This window comes from Micromonospora sp. CNZ309 (assembly GCF_002846525.1).
On sequence record NZ_PJNG01000001.1, the window covers coordinates 5540824 to 5563554 of the forward strand.

Genomic DNA, 22731 nt, shown 5'->3' on the forward strand with positions numbered 1-22731 from the left:
CTGTCAGCGGCGGGACGTCGGGGTGGCCGGGTCGCGGACGGGACGCTCCGCCTGGCGGGCGCGGCGGTGCAGCAGCCCGGCGGCGGGACGCGCGAACAGCGGCGTGAGCAGCACGGCGAACAGGGTGCCGAGCAGGACCCCGGCGAGCACGTCGTGCGGGTAGTGCACGCCGACGAAGGTGCGGGAGAACGCGGCCAGCGCCGCCAGCGGCAGCGCCACCAACCCGACGCGGCGGGACAGCAGCAGCGTCGCCACCGCGAGTCCGCCCGCGATGGTGGAGTGGTTGCTGGGGAACGACCAGTCGCCCGTCGGCGGGCACTCGCCGGCGATGATGGCGAGTTCGGTGGCGAGCGCCCGGCAGGGGCGTTCCTGGTCGACCACCGTCTTCAACAGCTCGCTGCACCCGTACGCGAGCACCACCGGCGCGGGCGACACCAGGGCGTACGCCCGGTCGCGTGGGCCGCCGCCGAGCCGGGACACGGCGGCGATCAGCCACAGCGCGCCGAGCAGCAGGATCGCGCCCTCGGTGAAGTGCTCGGCGAACCACTGCACCGGTTGCGGGGTGTCGGCGGCGAAGTCGACGATGTCCTGGTACCACTCGACACTGATCTCCGGAACATCCGGCGGGTCGGCATCAATCATGATTCACCTCACGCATCGTTCATACCTCGTTTACCTCGCAGACAACCATGGAACATCTGGAAGTCGGGCGCAGTGTGCATTGGTCGGGTGGCGACCCCGACCTTCGTCTCAGCGACCTCTCAGCCCGGTCTGCTTCGATTGGCCCCGGTACGTCGGACTCCCTGGAGGCGCAGTGCACGACACCCCCATCGCCGATCGGCCGCCGACCGGGCAGGGCACGGGGGACGACGAGGCCTGGCGGATCCGGCGTACGGAGGCGGACATGGACCGCCTCGCCGAGACCGAGTCGATCTTCGCGTTGGGTAACGGCTGGGTCGGCTGGCGCGGCACCCTCGACGAGGGCAGGCCCTACGGGATGCCCGGCACCTACCTCAACGGCTTCCACGAGCGGCGCGAACTCGACTACCCCGAGGACGGCTACGCCTTCCCCCGGTTCAGCGACACGGTGATCAGCGCGCCGAACGCGGCCCTCATCCGGCTCTGGGTAGGCGGCGAGCCGCTGGACGTGCGCACCGGCACCCTGCGCACCCACGAGCGGGTGCTCGACCTGCGGGCCGGCGTGGTCGAACGGCACACCGAGTGGATCTCACCGGCCGGGCACGGCGTACGCGTGCGCAGCGTCCGGCTCGTCTCCCTGGCCCGGCGTCCGGTGGCCGCCGTCCGGTGGTCCGTCGAGCCGCTGGACGAGGCGGTCGAGGTGCGGGTCTGCGCCGACCTGCTCGCCAACGAGCGGGTGCCGGAGCGCTCCGACGACCCCCGCGCCGCCTCGGTGATCACCGACCCGCTGACCGCCGAGTACCGGCACTCCGACGGGCACGACGGCGTCCTCGTCCACCGCACCGGGCACAGTGAGCAGCGGGTCGCCGTAGCCGTCGCGCACGACGTACACGCCCCGGACGGCTTCGCCCCCGGCGTCGACTGCACCCCCGACCGGCTGCGCCTCACGCTGGCCGGGACGCTGCGCGCCGGGGAGCGGCTGCAACTGACCAAGTTCGCCGCGTACGAGTGCACCCCGGTGGACGCCGTGCCCCCGACGGAGCTGGCCCGCCAGGTCGTGGCGGAGGCGGACGCGGCCCGCGCGGAGGGCTTCGACGCGCTGCTGGCCGGCCAGCGCGCGGCGCTGGACGTGGCCTGGCAGACCGCCGACGTGCAGCTCGACGGCGACGACGAACTCCAGCAGGCCATCCGGTTCTCGGTGTTCCACCTGCTCCAGGCGGGCCGGGCGGATGGCGACCGGACCATCCCCGCCAAGGGCCTGACCGGCAACGGCTACGACGGGCACGTGCTCTGGGACACCGAGGGCTACGTGCTGCCCGTGCTGACCTACCTCGACCCGCCGCTGGCCCGCTCGGCGCTGCGCTGGCGGCACGCCCACCTGCCGGAGGCCCGCGAGCGCGCGGCGGAGCTACGGCTGACCGGGGCGAGCTTCCCGTGGCGCACCCTCGGTGGGCGGGAGTGCTCCGGCTACTGGCCGGCCGGCACGGCCGGGCTGCACCTCAACGCCGACGTCGCCGACGCGGTGCTGCGCTACGTCGCCGCCACCGACGATCAGGAGTTCCTCGCCGGGGCCGGGCTGGAACTGCTGGTCGAGACGGCCCGCCTCTGGCACGGCTTCGGCCACTGGTCCGACACGGGCACCTTCCACCTGCACGGCGTGACCGGCCCCGACGAGTACAGCGCCCTGGTCGACGACAACCTCTTCACCAACCTGATGGCCCGGCGCAACCTGCGCGGCGCCGCCGACGCCGCCGAGCGGCACCCCGAGGCGGCGGCCCGGCTCGGGGTCGAGGCGGCCGAGGTGTCGGGCTGGCGCGCGGCGGCCGACGCGGTGTTCATCCCGTACGACCGCAAGCGCGGGGTGCACCAGCAGTCCGCCGGCTTCACCGAGCAGCCGGAGTGGGACTTCGCCGACACCTCCGACGACGACTACCCACTGCTGCTGCACTTTCCCTACCTGGAGCTGTACCGCAAGCAGGTGGTCAAGCAGGCCGACCTGGTGCTCGCCATGCAGCGCTGCCCGGGGGAGTTCACGGCCGACGAGAAGGCCCGCAACTTCGCCTACTACGAGGCGCGGACCGTGCGGGACTCGTCGCTGTCGGCCTCCCCGCAGGCCGTGCTCGCCGCCGAGGTCGGGCACCTCGACCTGGCGTACGACCTGTTCGCCGAGTCGGTGCTCCAGGACCTGGCGGACCTGGGCGACAAGACCGGCGACGGGCTGCACCTGGCGTCGCTGGCCGGGGCGTGGCTGGCCCTCGTGCAGGGCTTCGGCGGGATGCGCGACGACCGGGGGGTGCTCTCCTTCGACCCCCGGCTGCCGGCGGCGATCGACCGGCTGGCCTTCAGCCTGCGCTGGCACGGCCACCGGCTGCGGGTCACCCTGACCTCCGGCGAGGCCCGCTACGAGCTGCCGGACGTCGACCCGGAGACCGGCGTCGAGGTGTGGCACCACGGCGAGCCGCTGCGGGTGACCGGCGCCGGGCCGGTGGCCCGGCCGATGCCCGAGGTGCCCGACCCGGGGCCGGAGCCGCCCTCCCCGCCCGGCCGCCGACCCGCCCGCCGCTCCGCCGGCGACCGCTGAGGCGGTACGGCGCGCCTGGGTAGGGTGGCGCGGTGTCGGATCTCCAGCGGCTCGCCGCCCACCACGCCGCCGCGCTGCTGCGCTTCGAGCGCGAGAACCGGCAGTGGTTCGCGCGGTCGGTGCCGGACCGGGGCGACGCGTACTTCGCCGACTTCGCCGCGCGGCACGCGGGGCTGCTCGCCGAGCAGGAGACCGGCGGCTGCCACTTCCACGTCCTGGTCGGGCAGGACGGGTCGGTGCTGGGCCGGTTCAACCTGGTCGACGTCGCCGACGGCGGGGCCGATCTGGGCTACCGGGTGGCCGAGCGGGCCGCCGGGCGCGGGGTGGCGACCGACGGCGTGCGCCGCGTCGTGGCACTGGCCCGCCAGGCGTACGGGCTGCGCCGGCTGACCGCCGAGACCACGCTGGACAACGCCGGTTCGCTGGCGGTGCTCCGGCGTACCGGCTTCACGCCGGTCGGCGAGGTGTCACTCGACGGGCGCCCCGGGCTGCGGTTCGCCCACGGGCTGACGGCCGACGACTGACGCGCCGGACATCCGCTGCCGGACGGTCTCCAGCGCCTCGAAGGCGTACGCCCAGTTGTGGCACTTGAAGCTGCGCAAACCCTCGATCGCGGTGCGGCAGTCGGTGCAGCGCACCCCGGCGATCGCGTCCGGCACCTCCGTGTTGACGTACCGGCGGTCGCCGAGGATGACCGTCGCGATCATCATCCGGTCGTGCACGCCGGAGAGGGCCGAGGAGACGATGTCGTACCAGTTCACCCGGCGGCCACACTTCGGGCAGTCCGGCTCGTCGCCGCTGACCCAGAGCGGGGCGCCGATGCTGCGCAGCGGCATGCCGAGCAGCTTCTCGATCCGCCGTACGTCCGACTCCGGGGTCGTCCACCGGTGCCGGCCGGGCAGCGAGGCGGGCGAGTCGTAGACGGCGCGGAACAGGACCGGGTCGACCTCCACGGTTTCGCGCTGACTGGTCATCGGCGTGCCTCCTCCACGGTCGGTGCCCGCACCGTCGTGGCGGGCGGGGCGCGTACGACCGGATCAACGACGACCGGGGGCCCGGTGTTGTGTCCGTCCGGCGACGCGGGACCGGCCCGGGTCTACGCCTCGCGGGGCCGCAGGCCGCGCAGCGCCGTGTCCACCACCTGGTCGGCGTACGCGTGCGTCAGCGGGCCGGTGCGCTGGAGCCACCGGTTGAGGAGCGGACCGAAGATCAGGTCGACGGCCACGTCGAGGTCGACGTCCTCGGCGAGCTGGCCCGCGCGTCGGGCGGCGCGCAGGCGCTCCTTCTTCAGCTCCCGCATGGGCCCGTCCAGCCGCGTCGCGTAGTCGGCGGCCAGCGCCGGGTCGTGGACGATCTCGGTGTGCAGGGCGCGCATGGGCAGGTCGTAGCGCGGGTCGTGCAGCTCGTCGACGGTGGCCCGCAGGACCAGCTTCAGGTCGGCCGCCAGGTCGCCGGTGTCCGGTAGGGCGCCGCCCTGGCCGCCGTCGGTCGTGAGCGCGAGGAAGGCGTCGAAGAGCAGCGCGCCCTTCGACGGCCACCACCGGTAGATCGTCTGCTTGCCGACGCCGGCGGCGGCGGCGATGCCCTCGATGCTCAGCTTCGCGTAGCCCACTTCGCCGACGAGGTCGAAGGCGGCGGCGAGGATGGCGCGGCGGGCGGTCTCGCTGCGTCGGCTGGAGTCGGGGGCGACCTTCGGCGTGGGCACGGGCCCAATCTAGCAAGAGGATGAGACGAGACGGTCCGTCTTGACAGGGGGCCGAGTTCGGGTATGGTCACTCCAGCAAACAAGACGAGACGGTCCGTCTCGCGAACGAGGGAGAGCACCTTGGAAGCCTCAGTCACTGCCGTACCACGGGTCTGGTTCATCACCGGAGCCAGCCGCGGCCTCGGTCGCGCCTTCACCGAGGCCGCGCTCGCCGCCGGGGACCGGGTCGTCGGCGTGGCCCGGGACGTCTCGCCGCTGGACGACCTCGCCGCCCGGCACCCCGACCGCCTGCTGGCGGCGCGCCTCGACGTCACCGACCGCGCGGCCGTCGTCGACGTCGTCGACCGGGCGGTACGGCACTTCGGCCGCCTCGACGTCGTCGTGAACAACGCCGGGGCGCTCTTCATGGGCATGGTGGAGGAGTTCACCGAGGCCGAGGCCCGCGCCCAACTGGACCTCAACTTCTTCGGCGCGCTCTGGGTCAGCCAGGCCGTCCTGCCGCACCTGCGCGCCCAGGGCGGCGGGCACGTCGTGCAGATCAGCAGCATCGGTGCGCTCGGCGGATTCCCCAGCACCGGGCTCTACAGCGCGAGCAAGTTCGCGCTGGAGGGCATGAGCGAGGCGCTGGCCGCCGAGGCCGCCCGCTTCGGCGTCAAGGTCACCATCGTCCAGCCGGGCGGCTACTGGACGGACCTCTACGCCCGCAGCACGGCGGCCGCCCCGAACCCCGCGTACGACCCGCTGCGCGAGGAGTTGGCCAGGCAGTGGGCGGACGGGTCGGTCGACAGCGAGCCCCGGTTGGCCGCCGAGGCCATGATGAAGCTCGTCGCCAGCGAGGACCCGCCGCTGCGGCTGCTGCTGGGCAGCATGGTCTACGACGTCGCCTTCGACATCTCGAAGCGACGCATGGAGACCTGGGCGGCCTGGGAAGAGGTGAGCCGCGCCGCCGAGAAGGCGGTGCCGGCCCCGGGCGCCGGGCCCACGTGACGGGCGGGCGGCATCGAGTGGTCGGCCGGGTCGCGCACCAACCCGCCATGGGTGCGGTCGGGTCGTACCCGCGTCGGTCGTGACGGTGGTCACGCGGGCGGGAACTCTACCGCAACGGAAGAGTATGGTCCGTTGGCGCCGAGCGCGCGACCCGTCCGCGCGCCCGTTGACGCGCTTCCCCGAGTGGAAATGGCTGTATGTCCTCCGTGCTGTCCCTGGCCTCCCGCCCGCGCCTGCCCCGCCCGGCCTGGCTGTCCCCGAAGGTGTTCCGCACCGAGGTCCTCGCCGGCCTGGTCGTCGCCCTGGCGTTGATCCCGGAGGCGATCTCCTTCTCGATCCTGGCCGGGGTCGACCCCCGGGTGGGCCTGTTCGCCTCGTTCACGATGGCCGTGACCATCGCGATCTGCGGCGGTCGGCCGGCGATGATCTCCGCCGCCACCGGCGCCATCGCCCTGGTCGTGGCGCCCCTCGCCAAGGAGCACGGCCTCGACCACCTGATCGCCGCGGTGATCCTCGGCGGCGCGATCCAGATCCTGCTGGCCGTGCTCGGGGTGGCGAAGCTGATGCGGTTCATCCCGCGCAGTGTGATGGTCGGCTTCGTCAACGCCCTGGCCATCCTGATCTTCATCGCCCAGGTGCCGCACCTGCTCGGAGTGCCGTGGCTGGTGTACCCGCTCGTGGCGGTCGCACTGGCGATCATGGTGGGGCTGCCCCGGCTCACCCGGGCCGTCCCGGCGCCGCTGGTCGCCATCGTGGTGCTGACCGTGGTCACGGTCGCCACCCACGCGGCGGTGCCGACCGTGGGCGACGAGGGGGCGCTGCCGGACAGCCTGCCCACGCTCGGCCTGCCACAGATCCCCTGGACCATGGACACCCTGACCCTGATCGCCCCGTACGCCCTGGGGATCGCGCTGGTCGGGCTCATGGAGTCGCTGATGACCGCGAAGCTGGTCGACGACATCACCGACACCCCGTCCAGCAAGACCCGGGAGTCGTGGGGACAGGGCGTGGCGAACATCGTCACCGGGTTCTTCGGTGGCATGGGCGGCTGCGCGATGATCGGCCAGACGATGATCAACGTGAAGGCGTCCGGCGCCCGTACGCGGCTGTCGACCTTCCTGGCCGGCGTCTTCCTGCTGATCCTGGTGGTCGCGCTCGGCGACGTGGTGGCGGTGATCCCGATGGCCGCCCTGGTCGCCGTGATGGTCATCGTCGCGGTGTCGACGTTCGACTGGCACTCGGTCGCCCCGGCCACGCTGCGGAGGATGCCGTACGGCGAGACGATCGTCATGGTGACGACCGTCGTCACCACCCTGGCCACCCACAACCTCGCCGTCGGCGTCGTCGTCGGCGTGCTCACCGCGATGGTCGTCTTCGCCCGCCGGGTCGCCCACCTGGTGGAGGTGACCAGCGTCCTCGACCCCGACGGGACGACCCGGATCTACTCGGTGCACGGCGAGCTGTTCTTCGCCTCCAGCAACGACCTGGTCGGCCAGTTCGACTACGCCAACGACCCCGACAGCGTGGTCATCGACATGACGCACGCCCACGTCTGGGACGCCTCCTCCGTCGCCGCGCTCGACGCCGTCACCACCAAGTACGCCGCCCGCGGCAAGACCGTGGAGATCGTCGAGCTGAACCGTCCCAGCGCCGACATCCACGGCACCCTCGCCGGCCGGCTCGGCGTCGGCCACTGATGGCCCCCGGCAACCGTACGGCCGGCCCGCAGCCGGTCCCCGTCCCGGCTGCGGGCCCCGTCCCCGTCCCGGCTGCGGAGCCCGTCGGCGGTGCGGCCGAAGGGCGGCTGATGCAGATCGGTGAGGCCGCCGAGCGGGTCGGGCTGAGCATCCGCACCATCCGCCACTACGAGGACGTCGGCCTGATCGTCCCGTCGGCCCGCAGCGACGGCGGGTTCCGCCTCTACACCGCACCCGACCTCGACCGGCTCGCCGTGGTCAAGCGGATGAAGCCGCTCGGCTTCAGCCTCGACGAGATGCGCGACCTGCTCGCCGTCCTCGACGCCCTCGACACCGCCGAGGGCGCCGACCGGGCGGCGCTGCTCGACCGGCTCGGCATGTTCCACGCCGCCGCCACCGCGCGGGTCGGCGCGCTACGCGACCAGCTCGCCATGGCCGAGGGCTTCGCCGACACGCTGCGCGACCGGCTGCACCAGCACGGCGGCCCGCCTACCTGAGCGGACACCGTCCGGCCTGGGCCGGCTCCCGCGAGCCGGCCGCTCTCCCCGCTCCGGTCCGTTCCCGGGCGTGCCCCGCCGTCCCCGTCACCCGCGCTCCACATAGGAGCCTTGTGGCGGGGGCGCACTACGCTCCGGGCGACCTGAAGGAGAGGGAAGATCAATGCGTAGGACCCTGCTGCCCGTCGCGGCTCTCGCCCTGGTGGTGGCGCTGAGCGGTTGCGTCACCATCACCGCACCGACGGACGACCCGGAGCCGGTGGCCTCCGGACAACCGACGGTCAGCACCGGCGTGGCGGACGACGAGACCGCGGACCCGGCGCCGTCGGCCGTACCGGACACATCCGGAGCGCCCGCCACGCTGCGGGCCCTCACCTGCGAGCAGCTCAAGACCGCCGCGCTGGGCAACGGGAGCGAGCGGTACAACGGCTACGCCGAACCGATCCCGCTGGTCGACGGCATGTGGTCCGGCGAGGACGGCACCGTCGTCCACATGCAACAGCCCTGTGCCATCGGCGACCTGACCGGCGACGAGGCGGCCGACGCGCTGGTCCCGGTGCTGATGGACGGGGGCGGGACCGGCAAGTTCTGGCAGATCGTCATGTACGGCAACATCGACGGTCGGCCCGTCTACGTCACGATGGTCGACATCGGCGACCGGACGCCCGTCGAGTCCGTCTCGATCAGCTCCCGGCGGGCGACGGTGGTCTACCTGACCCGCCCCGAGGACGCGTCCGCGGCGGAGGTCGCCGTCAGGCGTACGGCCGTCTACCAGCTCAGCGGCAGCCGGCTCGTCGAGGTCAGCCACACGGACACGCCCTACACGCCCTGACGGCGCGGCACCACCGACGGCCGGGGCCATGGGCCCCGGCCGTCGGAACCGCTCAGGCCAGCGCGTCGAGGGCGGCCACCTCCGCCTCGGACAGGCGCAGCCCACCCGCGGCCAGGTTCTCCTCGAGATGAGCCACCGAACTGGTACCGGGAATCACCAGGATCGTCGGCGAATGGGCCAACAACCAGGCGATCGAGACCTGGGCCCGGGTCGCCTCGTGCGCGTCGGCGATCCGGTCCAGGACCTTGGCCCGGGCCCGGTCGAGGGTCGGGCCGAAGGGCAGGCCGCGCCCGCCGGGGCCGAGCGTGCCCGCCGCGAGCGGGAAGTACGGCACGAAGGCGACGCCGTTCTCCTCGCACAGCCGCAGCACGTCCGCGCTGCCCCGGTCGAGCAGGTTGAACCGGTTCTGCACGGCCACCACCGGGGTCGTGGCCAGCGCCTGGCGAAGTTGCCCGGTGGTGACCCCGCTGAGCCCGAGGGCGCCGATCACCCCCTGTTCGTGCAGCTCGACCAGGGCGGCGACGGACTCGTCGAAGGCGTCCCGGCCGGCCGGGAGGAGCCCGTCACCACCCACCCGCAGGTAGACCAGTTCCAGCCGGTCCTTGCCCAGTCGGGCGAGGTTCTGCTCGATCTGCGTACGGAGCTGGTCGGGCGAACCGGCCGGCCGCCAGTCGCCCCGGCCGTCCCGGACGACACCGACCTTGGTGCCGATCACCAGGTCGTCCCGGTACGGGTGCAGCGCCTCTCGGATCAGCTCGTTGGCGACGTGCGGCCCGTAGAAGTCGCTGGTGTCGATGTAGTCGACGCCCAGTTCGACGGCGCGGCGCAGCACCGCCAGCGCGGCGGGTCGGTCCCTCGGCGGTCCCCAGCAGCCCGGCCCGGGGAGCTGCATGACCCCGAACCCCAGGCGGTTGACGTCCAGCTCGCTTCCCAACCGCAGCCGACCGGGGGCCTCCGTGGGCCTGTTCGTCAGAGTCACAGTGGCTCCTCAACGCTGTCTCTCCATGTCCGACGGACATCATCCACCACCCATGGTGACCCTTCGGGGACCTTCGGCGACCGTTGCGCCTCCACGGGTGCCGTCGGGTCTCCCGGCGGTCGGTGCCGGCCCGTCGCTGCGGGCCGGCACCGCCGCACGGTCAGAGACGTACCAGTCCGCCGTCGGCCATGATCGTCTGGCCGGTGACGAACGCGGAGTCGTCGCCGGCCAGGAAGAGCACGGTGCCCACGACGTCCTCGGCCTCGCCAGGACGCTTGATCGCCTGGAGCCCGCTGACGTGCTGGAGGGCGCCGTCGCCGATGACGCTCTCCGCCAGGCCCGGCGTCCGGGACAGGGTGGGACCGACCGCGTTGACGGTGATGCCGAACGAGGCGACGTCGCTGGCCAGCGCCCGGGTGAAGCCGATGGACCCCATCTTGCTGGCGATGTAGTGGGTGAAGCCCGGCAGGGCGAGCCCGATCGAGTTCGAGGTGATGTTGATGATCCGGCCCCACCGGGCCTCGCACATGTGGTCCAGGACGGCCTTGGTCATCAGGAACTGCGAGTCGAGGTTGACCGCCATCACCCGACGCCAGGCGTCGTAGTCCAGCTTGAAGACGTTCTTCGCCGGATAGATGCCGGCGTTGTTGACCAGGATGTCGCACCGGCCCATCCGCTCGGTGACCTGCTGGCCGATCCGGCGTACGTCGTCGGGGTCCGACACGTCGCCGATGAGGCCGACGGCCTTGCGGCCCTCGGCCTCGACCATGCCGACGGTCTCGACCGGGTCGGCGATGTCGACGGCGACCACGTCCGCGCCCCTCCGGGCCAGGGCCCGGCAGATCGCCTGCCCGATGCCCCGGCCGGCACCGCTGACCACGGCGACTCTTCCCTCGAAGCCTGTCATCACACCCTCGTTCAGCCTGTGGAGGCGCTAGTCGTCGGTCAGGGTCAGTGCCCCGGACGGGCACAGGTCCACGGCGGTGCGGGACTTCGCCGCCAGTTCGCCTTCGGGCAGCGTCCGCCGGAGCACGACCCGCCCGTCGTCGCCCTGGTCGAAGAGTTCCGGGGTCGACAGGGCGCACTGCCCGGCCCCGACACACAGTTCACGGTCCACGACGAGCCGCATCTCCTGCTGCCTCCCGGTCACCACGTCACCGGCACCCGGTCGACGCCGTAGATGTTGGAGTCCCTCTTGAACGGCAGTTCGTCCACGTCGACGGCCAGCCGTAGCCCGGGGATGCGGGTGAAGAGCGTCCGGAACACGATCTCCAGTTCGGCCCGGGCCAGGTTCTGGCCGATGCACTGGTGGATGCCGTACCCGAAGGCCATGTGGTTGCGGGCGCCCCGGCGGACGTCGAGCATGCCGGGGTCGGGGAAGGTCGTCTCGTCCCAGTTCGCCGAGGCGAACGACAGCAGCAGCCCCTCCCCGGCGGCGATGGTCACCCCGCCGACCTCGATGTCGGCGGTGGCCACCCGGGGGAGGGCGTCGACGACGCTGAAGTACCGCAGCAGTTCCTCCACCGCCAGCCCCATCGCCGACGGGTCGGCGGTGACCTCGGCGAGCTGGTCGGGGTTCGCCAGCAGGCCGGCCACCCCGAGGGAGATCATGCTGGCGGTGGTCTCGAAGCCGGCGACCAGCAGCAGCATGGCCAGGCCGACCAGCATGTCGTGGTCGAACAGCGGCGTCTCGCGGTTCTGCAGGACCAGGCGGCCGAGCAGGTCGTCGGTGGGCTCGGCCTCCTTCGCGCTGACCAGCCGGTTGACGTAGTCACGCAGTTCGCTGCTGGTGTCCTGGCGCTCCTGGGCGGAGACGTTGCGGCGCAGTTGCGCGTTGGCGCTGCGCTCGATCAGTTCCCGGTCGGCGTACGGCATGCCGAGCAGCGTGCAGATGGCGGTGGACGGCACGGGCAGCGACAGCGCCGTCACGATGTCCGCCGGCTTCGGCCCGGCGAGCATCTCGTCGACGCACCGGTCCACGGTGTGCTGGATGTGCGGCCGCATCTCCTGCGCCCGGCGGAGGGTGAACTCCCGGATCAGCATCCGCCGCTGCGGCCCGTGCTCCGGCTGGTCGAGCCCGATCAGCGAGCGCCCGACGGCGGCGATGTTGCGCCGGGTCTGCGGGGTCACCGACTCGGTCAGCGGCATGTTCGGGTGATGACGGTTCGAGCTGATCCGCGGGTCGACCAGCAGCCGCCGGACGTCGGCGTACCGGGTGATCAGCCAGGCGAGCTGGCCGTCCGGCACCCGGACGAGGCTGACCGGCTCCTTGGCGCGGAGCTCCACGTACTCCTCGGGCGGATCGAACGGGCAGGTGCGGGTCATCGGGAAGTCAGGCGCGTCGACGGTGGACGCCGTGGCCCCGGCGCCCGATGTGTCGATGGTCATGATCGTCTCTTTCTGTGGCCGTGGTTCAACGCGGAACGGCGAGGGCCGGGGGCCGCTCGCCGGGCGGTGGCTGTCGGTGGGGTGTGACCGGCACGCCGGTCGGCGGCGGAGGACGAGACACCCCGCCGCCGACCGGTCGTACGGGCTAGCCCGGGTGCGTGGCCAGGTGCTCGAGCAGGACGGTGGACAGGCGCTCCGGGGCCTCCTCCGGGATCCAGTGCGACACGCCCTCGAACGTCTCGAACCGGTAGGGAGCCGACACCCAGTCGCCCGTGCCCTTCGCCGCCGCCGGACCCACGCCGACGTCGGCGGTGCTCCACACGTACAGCGTGGGCACGGTGACGGCGCCGGCCTCGACCTCCTCGGGACGGGTCGCCCGGTACCAGTTGAGCATCGCCGTCGCCGCCCCGGGCGCGGCGATCCGCGCCACGTACTCCTCCAGCTTCTCGGCCGGCACCGCCCGCGCCAGCATCTGACGGACGCCGGCGGCGTCGTTCGCGAGCAGCATCTGCTCGCCCTGACCGGGTTGACGGAACATCGCCAGGTACGCCGAGCGGCGCTGCTGATCCTCGTCGTCGCGCAGCGCGTCGCCGAACGGGCGGGGATGCGGGACGGACACCGCTGTCAGCGTCCGCAGCCGGTCCGGGTGCCGGTCGGCCAGCGCCCAGGCCACCGCGGCTCCCCAGTCGTGCCCGACGAGGTCGAACCGCGCCCAGCCGAGGCCGTCGGCGATCCGCAGCACGTCGGCGACGAGTTCGTCCATCCGGTAGTCGTCGCTCTCGTCCGGCCGCACCCCGGGCGAGTAGCCGCGCTGGTCCGGGGCGACGGCGCGGTGACCGGCGTCGGCCAGGGCGGCGAGCTGGTGGTCCCACTCCCGGGCGCCCTGCGGAAACCCGTGCAGCAGCAGCACCGGACGCCCGTCCCCGGGCCCGGCGGCGAGCGCGTCGAAGGTGCCCACTGTCGTCGGGATCCGCAGTTGTTCCGTCACAACACTCACCTCAACTGGTCGTCGGGCCGGCCCCGTACTCCCTGGTCAGCTTCTCCAGGACGGGAATGATGTCGTTCGGCGTCGGTACGCCGGTGATCTCCCTGCGCAGCCGCTCCGAGTTCTCCCGGAACGACGGGTCCTTCAGGACCAGGGCCAGGTCCTCGGCGAGGGCCTCCTTGGTGAGGTGGTCCGCGTCGGCCACGAAGCGGCCCGCGCCCTGCTGTTGCAGCCCGTTGGCGTGGGCGACCGGACCCCACCACTGGAAACCCCAGTGGGTGCCGGGAATGATCAGCTGTGGCACGGCGCAGTCGAGCGCGGTGGAGAAGGTGCCCGCGCCGCCGTGGTGCACCACCGCCGAGCAGGTGGGCAGCAGCACGCTCAGCGGGACGAAGTCGACCACCCGCACGTTGCTGGGGAGCCGGTCCACGGTGGCGAGCTGCTTCGCGTTGAACGTGGCGATCACCTCGGCGTCGATGCCGCTGACGGCGTCCAGCAGGTCGGAGGTGGGCGCCTCGGTCCCACGGCCGTTGCGGTGCGACTCGCCGAGGGTGAGGCAGACGCGGGCCCGCTCCTGCGGCTGGCGCAACCAGTCGGGGATCCGGGCGGGTGGGTTGAAGGGGATGGGCCGGATCGGCACGAAGTGTGGCCCCTCCGGCCGCCACTGCCAGGGCGGCATCGGGTCGATGCTCCACTGACCGACCGCGACGTCCTCGTCGAAGCGCGAGCCGTACCCCTCCAGCACGGGCGCCAGCCAGTCGCGCAGCGGGTCGCCCTCGTCGCGGGCGGCCTGCCGGAGCTGCGTGATCGCGTCGGGGCCCATCATGATCCGGGCCTGGGCGACCCCGCACACCTTCGCGGCGACGGGCGCCGCGTAGACCATCGAGTCCCAGAGCACCAGGTCCGGCTGCCAGGCCCGGATCAGGTCGACCAGGTCGGCGATCATCGCCTCGGTGGAGAAGAGCGCGAACCCCCACGACGCCCGGGACAGCTTCTCCAGCGCGCCGTCGCGGCTCAGGTCCTGCTGGAGCGGCATCTCCTGACGCTCGCCGGGGGCCATCACGATGGGCTGGGCCTCGTCGGCCCGCCGCCCCGGATAGAAGTCGGGCATCGCCGTACGGACCTGGCCGACCTCGGTCGGAACGAAGCCGGCGGCCATGATGGCGTCGGCGATCTCGGGTTGGCTCGCGATGCGGACCTCGTGCCCGGCTGTCCGTAGCGCCCAGGCCAACGGCGCCATGATGTGCAGGTGTGCCCTGTTGGCGTGCGGTACGAACAGGACCTTCATCCGGTCTCCTTGACTATGGTGTCCAACCGTCGACAGGCGTGGCCTCGGGTGCGTGGCACCGACGCGAGGGGGCGGCACCCGGCCGGCGGGATCGCCGCCCGGTCGGCGACGTCGCGCCGTCCCATGATCTCGGTCAACCGCCGAGCGCACATCTCCTCGAATGCCTTTCTCGGAGCGGCTTCGGCCCTCTTACCTGCGGAAGTTGGACGACTACAGTAGGTGATCGGTCGAATCGCACTCCAGGAGTTGACAGCCGGACGGGGACAGCCGGGACGCCCGGCTCAGCCGGTGGCGAGCCGCCGGGCGATGTCCGCCCGGAGCGCCTTCTTGTTGATCTTCCCGACGGGGGTCACCGGCAGCTCGTCGACGACCTCCAACCGCTCCGGAAGCTTGAAGTGGGCGACCCCGGCGCGCTCCATCAGGGCACGCACGTCCCCGAGCGACACCTGCCGGCCCGGCTGCGGCGCGACGTACAGGCAGACCCGCTCACCCAGCTCGGCGTCGGGCATGGCCACCGCCGCGGCCAGCCGTACGCCGTCGAGCTGGTACGCGAAGTCCTCCACCTCCTCGGCGGAGATCTTCTCGCCACCACGGTTGATGAGGTCCTTGTCCCGGCCCTCGACGACCAGGTTGCCGTCCGGACGCAGGCGGACGATGTCGCCCGTGCGGTACCAGCCGTCGGGGCTGTACGCCAGGGCAGTCAGCTCCGGCGTGCGGTAGTAGCCGCGAGGCGTGTACGGGCCCCGGGTCAGCAGCACCCCCGGCTCGCCCGCCGGCACCGGGGCGCCGTCCTCGTCCACCAGCACGAGTTCGTCGGCGGGGCAGATCGGCCGGCCCTGGGTGTGCCAGATGACCTCCGGCGGGTCGTCCGGGCGGGTCATGCAGAGCAGCCCCTCGGCCATGCCGTACACCTGTTGCAGGCGGCAGCCGAGGGTCGGCGTGATCCGGACGGCGACGCTGTCCGCGAGCCGGGACCCGGCGGCCTGTAGCAGCCGCAGCGATCCGAGGTCGTGGCTGACGTCCTCCTCCCGGTACTCCAACCACCGCTGCACGGCCGCCGGCACCAGCGAGGTGAACGTCACCCGCTCCTGCTCGATCGCCTCGAAGGCCCGCTTCGGCGCCGGGGAGGGGAGGATGACGACCCGGCCTCCCGCGAGGAGCGTGCCGAGGACGCCCGGCCCCGCCATCGGGTAGCCGTGAGCGAGCGGCAGGACGGCGAGGCACACCGTGCTCCGGTCCAGACCGCAGATCTCGGCGGCCCGACCCGCCATGTACGCGTAGTCGTTGTGGGTCCGGGCGATGAGCTTGGGAATCCCCGTGGTGCCGCCCGAGAGCAGGAACAGCGCGACCGCCGTGCCGTCCGGGGCGATGCCGTCGAGCTCCCGGCGCGCTCCCGCCACGTCGTCGGCGGGCCGGCACAACCAGGCCAGGTCGACGCTGTCGGAACGCAGGTGGGTGCCGCTCACCAGGACGTGCCGCAGGGTGTCCGACCCGGCGGCCACCTCGTGCGCCAACTCCTGGTGGTCGAAGCCCTTGACCTCGTCCGCCACCACGATCGCCCGGGCCCCGGTGAGCTCGGCCATGGCGGTGAGCTCCCGCCGGCGGTGCGCCGGCAGGGCCATCACCGGAAGGGCGCCGAGCCGGAAGCAGGCCACCATCAGGACCACGAACTCCCAGCAGTTCGGCAGCTGCACGATGATCCGGTCGTCGGCGCCGATGCCGAGGGCGCGCAGCCGGGTCGCGGCCCCGTCCGCCCGTGCCGTCAGCTCCCCGAAGGTCAGCCGCGTCGCGCCGTCGACCAGGCAGACCGCCCCGGGGTCGACGTCCGCGGCGGCGTAGAGGTGGGCACCCAGCGGGCGGCCCGACCAGAAGCCGTCCGCGACGTAGCGGGCCGCCACGCCCTCCGGCCAGGGGACGACGTCCGCGCGGGTCGGCCGGATCGGGTGCGTAGACATCTCGTCCTCCTGCGGCGTGAGGGATCCGCGCGGTCGGCGGGGGTGCGTGCCGGTCGACGCGCCGAATGCGCCGATCTCCGTGAGGAAACGGTACGGACCGACGCACCCGGAGCCTTCTCCTGAAATGCTCGGGCCGGTGACCGCAATCTCCGACATGAATCGAATGGGGGCGCGGGCTCCCGTTCGGTCGGGCGGTGGTGGTGCGCATTCCCACGTCGAAGTGGGCCGCCGGGCACATCGCACACAGGAAGATGCTGGGCCGATCCGCCCGCACACATGATGTGTCGCAGTCAATGTCGGTGTCCGCTCCTGTCGATGCGATCCGTGGGCTGGGGGAATCTGCTTCGACCGTGACCAGCTCGCGGCCGGTGCGAGCGTGGGCGGTGCCACCGGGCCCGGTGGCACCGCCCACCGGCCGGCGGCCACCGCACCGACGCTTTCCGTGGCTCTGACAGCGGCGGAACCGATGACAATTTCGAACGGTGGTAATCAATGGATTCGATCCTGCAAGCGGATCCGGTGGGTGACTGGGAGAGGAGCCTGGACGTGAGCCAGGATCGGAAGATTTCTGACGCGGTGGCCATCGTCGGCATGAGTTGTCGATTCGCCCCCGACCTTGACTCCCCGGAGAAGTTCTGGGAGTTTCTGGCCGGCGGCCACAGCGCCGTTAGCGAGATGCCGGACAAGCGCTGGGAGCCGTACGCCTCAACCAGCCCGCAGGCGACGGCGATCATGCGCCGGACGACCCGCCTGGGCTCGTTCCTGAAGGACATCGAGGGTTTCGACGCCGACTTCTTCGGAATCTCTCCCCGCGAGGCGGACTTCCTCGATCCGCAGCAGCGCATCGTGTTGGAGCTGGCCTGGGAGGCGCTCGCGGACGCCGGCATCCCGCCGATGTCGCTGCGCGGGAGCGACGCCGGGGTCTTCGTCGCCGCGAACTCGAACGACTACGGCCGGCGCCTGTTGGAGGACATTCCGCGCACCGGGGCGTACGCGGTCAACGGCACCACCTACTACGGCATCGCGAACCGGGTCTCGTACTTCCTCGACCTGCGCGGGCCGAGCCTGGCCGTCGACACCGCCTGCGCCGGTTCGCTGACCGCCCTGCACATGGCCTGCCAGAGCCTGCGCGAGGGCGAGTCGCCGGTGGCGATCGTCGGCGGCATCAACATCATGGCCACCCCGGCGCTGTTCGTCGCGCTCGACGCGGCCGGCGCGACGGCGCCGGACGGGCGGAGCAAGGCCTTCGACAAGGATGCCGACGGCTACGGCCGCGGCGAGGGCGCCGGCGTGGTGGTGCTGAAGCGCCTGGTGGACGCCCTGAGCGACGGCGACCGGGTGCTGGCCGTCATCCGTGGCAGCGGCGTCTTCCAGGACGGCCGCTCCGACGGCATGATGGCCCCGAACGGTACCGCCCAGGAGCACATGCTGCGGCGGACCTACGCGCGGGCCGGCATCGCGCCGGAGACGGTCGACTACGTCGAGGCGCACGGCACCGGCACGCCGGTCGGCGACCGGGAGGAGGCACAGGCCCTCGCCGCCGTCTTCGGCGCCGACCGGCCGGCCGACGACCCGTGCCTGATCGGTTCGGTGAAGCCGAACATCGGCCACGTGGAGGCCGGCTCCGGGATCGCCGGGGTGATCAAGACGGTGCTGGCGCTGCGGCACGAGGAGATCCCGCCGAGCCTGCACCGGGAGCCGAACCCGGACTTCGACTGGGTCGGCTCCGGGCTGCGCCTGGTCGGCGCGCCGAAGCCCTGGCCCACCGGCGGTGAACCGCGCCGGGCGGGGGTCTCCAGCTACGGCGTCGGTGGTTCGATCTCCCACATCATCGTCGAGGAGGCGCCGGCGGTCACCGCCGAGCCGACGGACGCGTCCGAGGGGGCCGGCCGCCAGCGCGGGCTGACGGTGTTCCCGGTGTCCGCGATGTCGGAGGCCGGGCTCGCCGGGATGGCCGCCCGGACGGCCGACTGGCTGGAGGCCAACCCGACGGTCGCGCTGGCCTCGGTCGGGCACACCCTCTCCCAGCGTCGCTCGCACCTGGCGCAGCGCGCCGCCGTGGTCGCCGGCTCCACCCGGGAACTGGCCGAACGGCTCCGCGCGTTGGCCGACGGGCAGTGCTCGCCCGGCGTGGTCACGGCACGCGTCGCCGCCGGCGAGTCGTCCCCCGTGGTCTGGGTCTTCTCCGGGCACGGGTCGCAGTGGCCCGGCATGGGCCAGCAGTTGCTGCGCGACGAGCCGGTGTTCGCCGAGACCATCGACGCCCTGGCCGACGTGTTCCGGGACGAGATCGGCTGGACCCCCCGGGAGGCCCTCACGTCGGGAGGCCCGTGGAGCAGCTACGAGGTGCAGGCGCTCACCTTCGCCACGCAGGTGGGTCTCGCCGAGGTGTGGCGGCGGCACGGGGTCACCCCCGGTGCGGTCATCGGCCATTCGGTGGGCGAGATCGCGGCCGCCGTCGCGGCCGGCAGCCTGGACATGATCGAGGCCGCACGGTTCGCCTGCCGGCGGGCCATGGCCCTGCGGCGGCTCCAGGGACAGGGCGGCATGGCGCTCGTCGGCCTCTCCTTCGCCGACGTGCAGTCGCGCCTCGGCGGGCGTACGGACGTCGTCGCCGCCATCTCCGCCAGCCCCGAGTCGACCGTCGTCTCCGGTGACCGGGAGGTCGTCGAGCGGCTGACCGAGGAGTGGCGCGGCGAGGGCCTGGGGGTCTGGCGGGTCGACACCGACATCGCCTTCCACAGCCCGCACGTCGACGCGATCGTGGCGGAGGTCGCCGACGCCGCCCGCGAACTGACTGCCCGGCCCGCCCGGGTCGATCTCTACAGCACCGCCATGACGGACCCGCGGTCGACCGCCGCGCGGGACAGCGACTACTGGGCGGCCAACCTCCGCCAGCCGGTGCGGTTCGCCGAGGCGGTGGAGGCCGCGCTCGCCGACGGCCACCGGCTCTTCCTGGAGATCTCGTCGCACCCGGTGGTGACCCACTCGATCCGGGAGAGCCTGGAGCGGGCCGGGGTGGAGGAGGCCACCGTCATCCGCTCCCTGCGCCGGGAGACGAACGAGACCGAGACGCTGCTGAGCAGCCTCGCCGAGCTGCACTGCCACGGGGCGGCGATCGACTGGTCACGGGAGCACCCGGCCGGTGAGCTGGTCGACCTGCCTGCGATGGCCTGGCAGCACCGGCCCTACTGGATCTTCCCGGAGGCGCACGCCGACGCCGGCCCGGGGGGCGGCCACGACCCGGACAAGCACAGCCTGCTCGGTGGTCGGATGACGGTCAGCGGGGCGCCGCCGCGCCAGGTGTGGCAGACCCACCTCGACATGGACAGCCGGCCGTACCCGTTGGACCACGAGGTGGTGGACGTCGAGATCACCCCGGCCGCCGTCATCATCAACAGCTTCGCCCTGGCGGCGGAGCAGGACGGCCGCCTGCCGGGCCTGGCCGACATCGTGCTGCGTACGCCGCTGGCGGTGGCGCCGCCGCGGATCGTCCAGATCGTCCTGTCGGAGAACACCGCCCGGCTGGCGACCCGGATCGCGGGTCAGGGCGACAGCGCGAGCGAGGACGAGGAGTACGAGTGGATCACCCACTCCACCGCGACCATCGACTGGAGCACGGACCTGGTCGAGGGACGGGTGGACGGCGGCGCGGTCAAGGCCCGCTGCCCGGAGGAGTGGTCGTGGCAGCGGGTCGACGACATGTTCCGGCGGATGGGCGTCGGCGGGTACGCCTTCCCTTGGGACGTGCACGAGCTGCGCCGTAACGGCACCGAGCAGCTGGCGGAGATCACCATCGTGCCGCCGCCGGCGGAGCGGGCCACCAGCTGGGCGCACGTGATCGACGGCGCGCTGACCATCAGCGCCGTGCTGGTGACCCCCGAGTACGCCCGGCACCAGTGGATGTCCTCGCACATCGATTCGGTCGTCTTCCGGGGGGACCCGCCGGCGAAGATCACCGTGCACTCGGTGCGGTCGCCCCGCTCGCCGGAGGACACCGTGGACGTGTCCGTCGCCGACGAGACCGGCCGGATCGTCTGCCAGGTACGCGGGCTGCGCTTCTCGGCGATCTCGGACGAGGACAGCTCGGTCGCGGCGCCCCGGGAGCTGGTGCACGAGATGGTATGGCGCCCGATGGAGCTGACCGACGACAGCATCGCGCAGGAGCTGACCCGGCTGGCCGTGGTCGGCACCGGCGCCGGTGCCGACGGGCTGGCCGCGCGCCTGATCGGCGCGGGGCTGGACACCCGCCAGGTCGCCACGCCGGACGACCTCGCCTTCCTGCCCGTCTCCGAGCTGGACGCGGTGCTGGTGGTGCCGGCGGCGGGCCAGCCCGACGAGGCACCCGAGGAGGCGGCCGAGCGCTGCGGCTGGACACTGATCCGCTCCGCGCAGGCCCTGATCGAGGCGAAGGCGGCCAGCGGGGACCCGAGTGCTCCGCTGCCCAGGCTGTGGCCCGTCACCCAGGGGGTCCGGGACGCCGCCGCGGAGAGCGCGCTGGCACACGGCCCGATGTGGGGGATCGCCCGCATCATCGCGGGTGAGCAGCCGGACATGTGGGGCGGGGTCCTGGACGTCGACGCCGTCGACGGCGACACCGCCGCGAAGATCATGCTGGTCCTCCGGCAGCTCAGCGGGAGCGAGGACGTCATCTCGGTCCGAACGGACGGGGTGTCGGTGGCCCGGCTGAGTCAGATCGAGCGGCCCTCGGACGGGGCGGCCCTCCAGTGCCGGCCGACCGACACGTACCTGATCACCGGTGGCCTCGGTGTGCTCGGCCTGATGGTCGCCCGCTGGCTGGCCGACCGGGGCGCCCGCCGGATCCTGCTGGCCGGCCGGCGGGGTCTGCCGCCGCGCGCGGAGTGGGGCCGGGAGCAGAACAACCAGACCCGCCGGCAGATCGAGGGCGTGCTGGAACTCGAGGCGCTCGGCGTCACCGTCCGCGCCCTGGCGCTGGACATCACCGACGCCGACGAGGTCGCGGCGGCCCTCGACCCCGCCTCGCACGGGATGCCGCCGGTCCGGGGCATCGTGCACGCCGCGGGTGTGGTGCGCGACGCCATGGTCGACAAGGTCGACCGGGAGGGGCTCCGGGACGTGCTCGGCCCCAAGGTGCACGGTGCGATGGTGCTGCACCGGCTCTTCCCCCCGGGGGCGCTGGACTTCTTCGTGATGTTCTCCTCCTGCGGGCAGTTCACCCGGCTGACCGGCCAGACGACCTACGCGGCGGCGAACTCGTTCCTCGACGCGCTGGCCGCCCACCGGCACGCCAGCGGGCACCACGAGACGACCAGTCTCGGCTGGACGTCGTGGCGCGGGGTGGGGATGTCCCAGTCCATCTCCACCACGATGATGGAGGCCAACTCGCGGGGCCTCGACGCGGTCTCGGTGACCGAGGCGTTCCGGGCCTGGGCGTTCGCGGACCGGTTCGACACCCCGTACCAGGCGATCCTGCGGGTGCTGCCGACGCCGCCCAACGCGCCCCGGATGCCGATGCTGCGGGAGCTGACCGCGACCAGGTCGGAGACCGGCGACGTCGAGGCGCAGGGACCGGTCGTCGACTGGAGCCTGCCGGAGGAGGAGTTGCGGGCGCAGGTGACGGCGGACGTACGCGAGCAGGCCGCCGCCGAACTCAACCTGGCCCCCGCCGACCTCGAACTGCGGCGCCCGCTGGTCGAACTGGGGGTGGACTCGGTGATGACGGTCGCGCTGCGGGTGCGGCTCCAGCGCCGCTACGGGCTGGACCTGCCGCCGAACATCCTGTGGAACAAGCCGACCATCACCGCGCTCGCCGAGCACATCATCGACGCGCTCCGGCCGGCCGCCGACGCCGAGCCCGTCCCGGCGGGTGCGGCCGGAGCCCCGGCCTAGGGCCCCCGTCGGGGTCCGTGCCGGGCCCGCACCGACCTGACGAGCTCCGCGCGCCGGAGTCCGACAGGTAGCGAGGTCTCCGGTGGAGGGTCGAACGCGACCCTCCACCGGAGACCTTCGCGTACGCCGCGGGCCGGCACGACGCCGGGGGGACCGGTGCCGGAGCCGTCGCTGCGGCCGGTCGGCTCAATGGCTGCCGTGCGCGTCGGCATTGGCCGAACAATGGTTCCTCCCTCCCCGCCATACGGTTCGCACGCAGAAAGGTGTCCGTTCCCACCACAGCCGTGAGGATGGTGGTGGAGAAACGGATCACGTCGGCCGACCGGC

17 protein-coding genes are annotated in these 22731 nt (G+C 72.8%); 7 read left to right on the forward strand and 10 right to left on the reverse strand.

What is annotated here, in order from left to right:
* Positions 1-3: 3 nt before the first annotated feature.
* Positions 4-642, reverse strand: a complete 639-nt coding sequence (locus tag CLT72_RS23625) for a phosphatase PAP2 family protein (protein WP_101413640.1) — start codon at positions 640-642, stop codon at positions 4-6.
* 262 nt (positions 643-904) lie between these two features.
* Between CLT72_RS23625 and CLT72_RS23630 the strand changes: the two genes are divergently transcribed.
* On the forward strand, positions 905-3220 hold the full coding sequence (locus CLT72_RS23630; protein ID WP_101415347.1) for a glycoside hydrolase family 65 protein: 2316 nt from the start codon (positions 905-907) through the stop codon (positions 3218-3220).
* A 32-nt stretch (positions 3221-3252) separates the two neighbouring features.
* The gene (locus CLT72_RS23635; protein WP_101413641.1) at positions 3253-3744 is read left to right on the forward strand and encodes a GNAT family N-acetyltransferase; all 492 of its coding nucleotides are present in this window, start codon (positions 3253-3255) and stop codon (positions 3742-3744) included.
* On the opposite strand, the gene CLT72_RS23640 is transcribed toward CLT72_RS23635, so the two are convergent.
* Both CLT72_RS23640 and CLT72_RS23645 read right to left on the reverse strand, forming a co-directional pair.
* Positions 3688-4194 carry a hypothetical protein gene (locus tag CLT72_RS23640; protein WP_101413642.1) on the reverse strand — a complete coding sequence of 169 codons (507 nt, stop codon included), beginning with the start codon at positions 4192-4194 and terminating at the stop codon, positions 3688-3690. The two genes, CLT72_RS23635 and CLT72_RS23640, sit on opposite strands and share 57 nt — an antisense overlap.
* A 122-nt stretch (positions 4195-4316) precedes the next feature.
* The gene (locus CLT72_RS23645; protein ID WP_101413643.1) at positions 4317-4925 is read right to left on the reverse strand and encodes a TetR/AcrR family transcriptional regulator; all 609 of its coding nucleotides are present in this window, start codon (positions 4923-4925) and stop codon (positions 4317-4319) included.
* 120 nt (positions 4926-5045) lie between these two features.
* Between CLT72_RS23645 and CLT72_RS23650 the strand changes: the two genes are divergently transcribed.
* From CLT72_RS23650 to CLT72_RS23665, 4 genes are all read left to right on the forward strand, one after another.
* A complete protein-coding gene (locus CLT72_RS23650) occupies positions 5046-5912 on the forward strand; it encodes an SDR family oxidoreductase (protein ID WP_250102234.1) in 867 nt (288 codons plus the stop codon).
* Between the two features lie 197 nt (positions 5913-6109).
* Complete coding sequence (locus CLT72_RS23655) at positions 6110-7609, forward strand: SulP family inorganic anion transporter (RefSeq protein WP_101413645.1); 1500 nt, start codon at positions 6110-6112, stop codon at positions 7607-7609.
* Complete coding sequence (locus CLT72_RS23660; protein WP_101413646.1) at positions 7609-8106, forward strand: MerR family transcriptional regulator; 498 nt, start codon at positions 7609-7611, stop codon at positions 8104-8106. Before CLT72_RS23655 ends, CLT72_RS23660 begins: the two co-directional genes overlap by 1 nt.
* Positions 8107-8269: 163 nt before the next feature.
* Entirely contained in the window at positions 8270-8938 is a 669-nt protein-coding gene (locus CLT72_RS23665) for a hypothetical protein (protein WP_101413647.1), read from the forward strand.
* 52 nt (positions 8939-8990) lie between these two features.
* Here the strand turns inward: CLT72_RS23665 and CLT72_RS23670 are convergent, their stop codons facing one another.
* From CLT72_RS23670 to CLT72_RS23700, 7 genes are all read right to left on the reverse strand, one after another.
* Positions 8991-9917, reverse strand: coding sequence for an oxidoreductase (locus CLT72_RS23670; protein WP_199184629.1), 927 nt, complete (start codon positions 9915-9917; stop codon positions 8991-8993).
* A 160-nt stretch (positions 9918-10077) separates the two neighbouring features.
* Positions 10078-10824, reverse strand: coding sequence for an SDR family NAD(P)-dependent oxidoreductase (locus tag CLT72_RS23675; protein ID WP_101413648.1), 747 nt, complete (start codon positions 10822-10824; stop codon positions 10078-10080).
* Positions 10825-10851: 27 nt separating this feature from the next.
* A complete protein-coding gene (locus CLT72_RS23680) occupies positions 10852-11046 on the reverse strand; it encodes a ferredoxin (RefSeq protein ID WP_089003763.1) in 195 nt (64 codons plus the stop codon).
* A gap of 17 nt (positions 11047-11063) precedes the next feature.
* Complete coding sequence (locus CLT72_RS23685) at positions 11064-12305, reverse strand: cytochrome P450 (protein ID WP_101413649.1); 1242 nt, start codon at positions 12303-12305, stop codon at positions 11064-11066.
* 145 nt (positions 12306-12450) lie between these two features.
* Positions 12451-13281, reverse strand: a complete 831-nt coding sequence (locus CLT72_RS23690) for an alpha/beta fold hydrolase (protein ID WP_199184794.1) — start codon at positions 13279-13281, stop codon at positions 12451-12453.
* 22 nt (positions 13282-13303) lie between these two features.
* Positions 13304-14578 carry a nucleotide disphospho-sugar-binding domain-containing protein gene (locus CLT72_RS23695; RefSeq protein ID WP_101413651.1) on the reverse strand — a complete coding sequence of 425 codons (1275 nt, stop codon included), beginning with the start codon at positions 14576-14578 and terminating at the stop codon, positions 13304-13306.
* 281 nt (positions 14579-14859) lie between these two features.
* Positions 14860-16533: a (2,3-dihydroxybenzoyl)adenylate synthase gene (locus CLT72_RS23700; RefSeq protein WP_101413652.1), complete on the reverse strand. Its 1674-nt coding sequence runs from the start codon at positions 16531-16533 to the stop codon at positions 14860-14862.
* 546 nt (positions 16534-17079) lie between these two features.
* On the opposite strand from CLT72_RS23700, the gene CLT72_RS23705 reads away from it, so the two are divergent.
* Complete coding sequence (locus tag CLT72_RS23705) at positions 17080-22404, forward strand: type I polyketide synthase (protein WP_250101825.1); 5325 nt, start codon at positions 17080-17082, stop codon at positions 22402-22404.
* The last annotated feature ends 327 nt before the right edge of the window (positions 22405-22731 follow it).

What these genes read in the sequence shown, in the direction of transcription:
- CLT72_RS23625 (WP_101413640.1), bottom strand. Translation starts at nt 642, where the DNA reads ATGATTGATGCCGACCCGCCGGATGTTCCGGAGATCAGTGTCGAGTGG.
- CLT72_RS23630 (WP_101415347.1), top strand. Translation starts at nt 905, where the DNA reads ATGGACCGCCTCGCCGAGACCGAGTCGATCTTCGCGTTGGGTAACGGC.
- CLT72_RS23640 (WP_101413642.1), bottom strand. Translation starts at nt 4,194, where the DNA reads ATGACCAGTCAGCGCGAAACCGTGGAGGTCGACCCGGTCCTGTTCCGC.
- CLT72_RS23655 (WP_101413645.1), top strand. Translation starts at nt 6,110, where the DNA reads ATGTCCTCCGTGCTGTCCCTGGCCTCCCGCCCGCGCCTGCCCCGCCCG.
- CLT72_RS23660 (WP_101413646.1), top strand. Translation starts at nt 7,609, where the DNA reads ATGGCCCCCGGCAACCGTACGGCCGGCCCGCAGCCGGTCCCCGTCCCG.
- CLT72_RS23665 (WP_101413647.1), top strand. Translation starts at nt 8,270, where the DNA reads ATGCGTAGGACCCTGCTGCCCGTCGCGGCTCTCGCCCTGGTGGTGGCG.
- CLT72_RS23675 (WP_101413648.1), bottom strand. Translation starts at nt 10,824, where the DNA reads ATGACAGGCTTCGAGGGAAGAGTCGCCGTGGTCAGCGGTGCCGGCCGG.
- CLT72_RS23680 (WP_089003763.1), bottom strand. Translation starts at nt 11,046, where the DNA reads ATGCGGCTCGTCGTGGACCGTGAACTGTGTGTCGGGGCCGGGCAGTGC.
- CLT72_RS23685 (WP_101413649.1), bottom strand. Translation starts at nt 12,305, where the DNA reads ATGACCATCGACACATCGGGCGCCGGGGCCACGGCGTCCACCGTCGAC.
- CLT72_RS23695 (WP_101413651.1), bottom strand. Translation starts at nt 14,578, where the DNA reads ATGAAGGTCCTGTTCGTACCGCACGCCAACAGGGCACACCTGCACATC.
- CLT72_RS23700 (WP_101413652.1), bottom strand. Translation starts at nt 16,533, where the DNA reads ATGTCTACGCACCCGATCCGGCCGACCCGCGCGGACGTCGTCCCCTGG.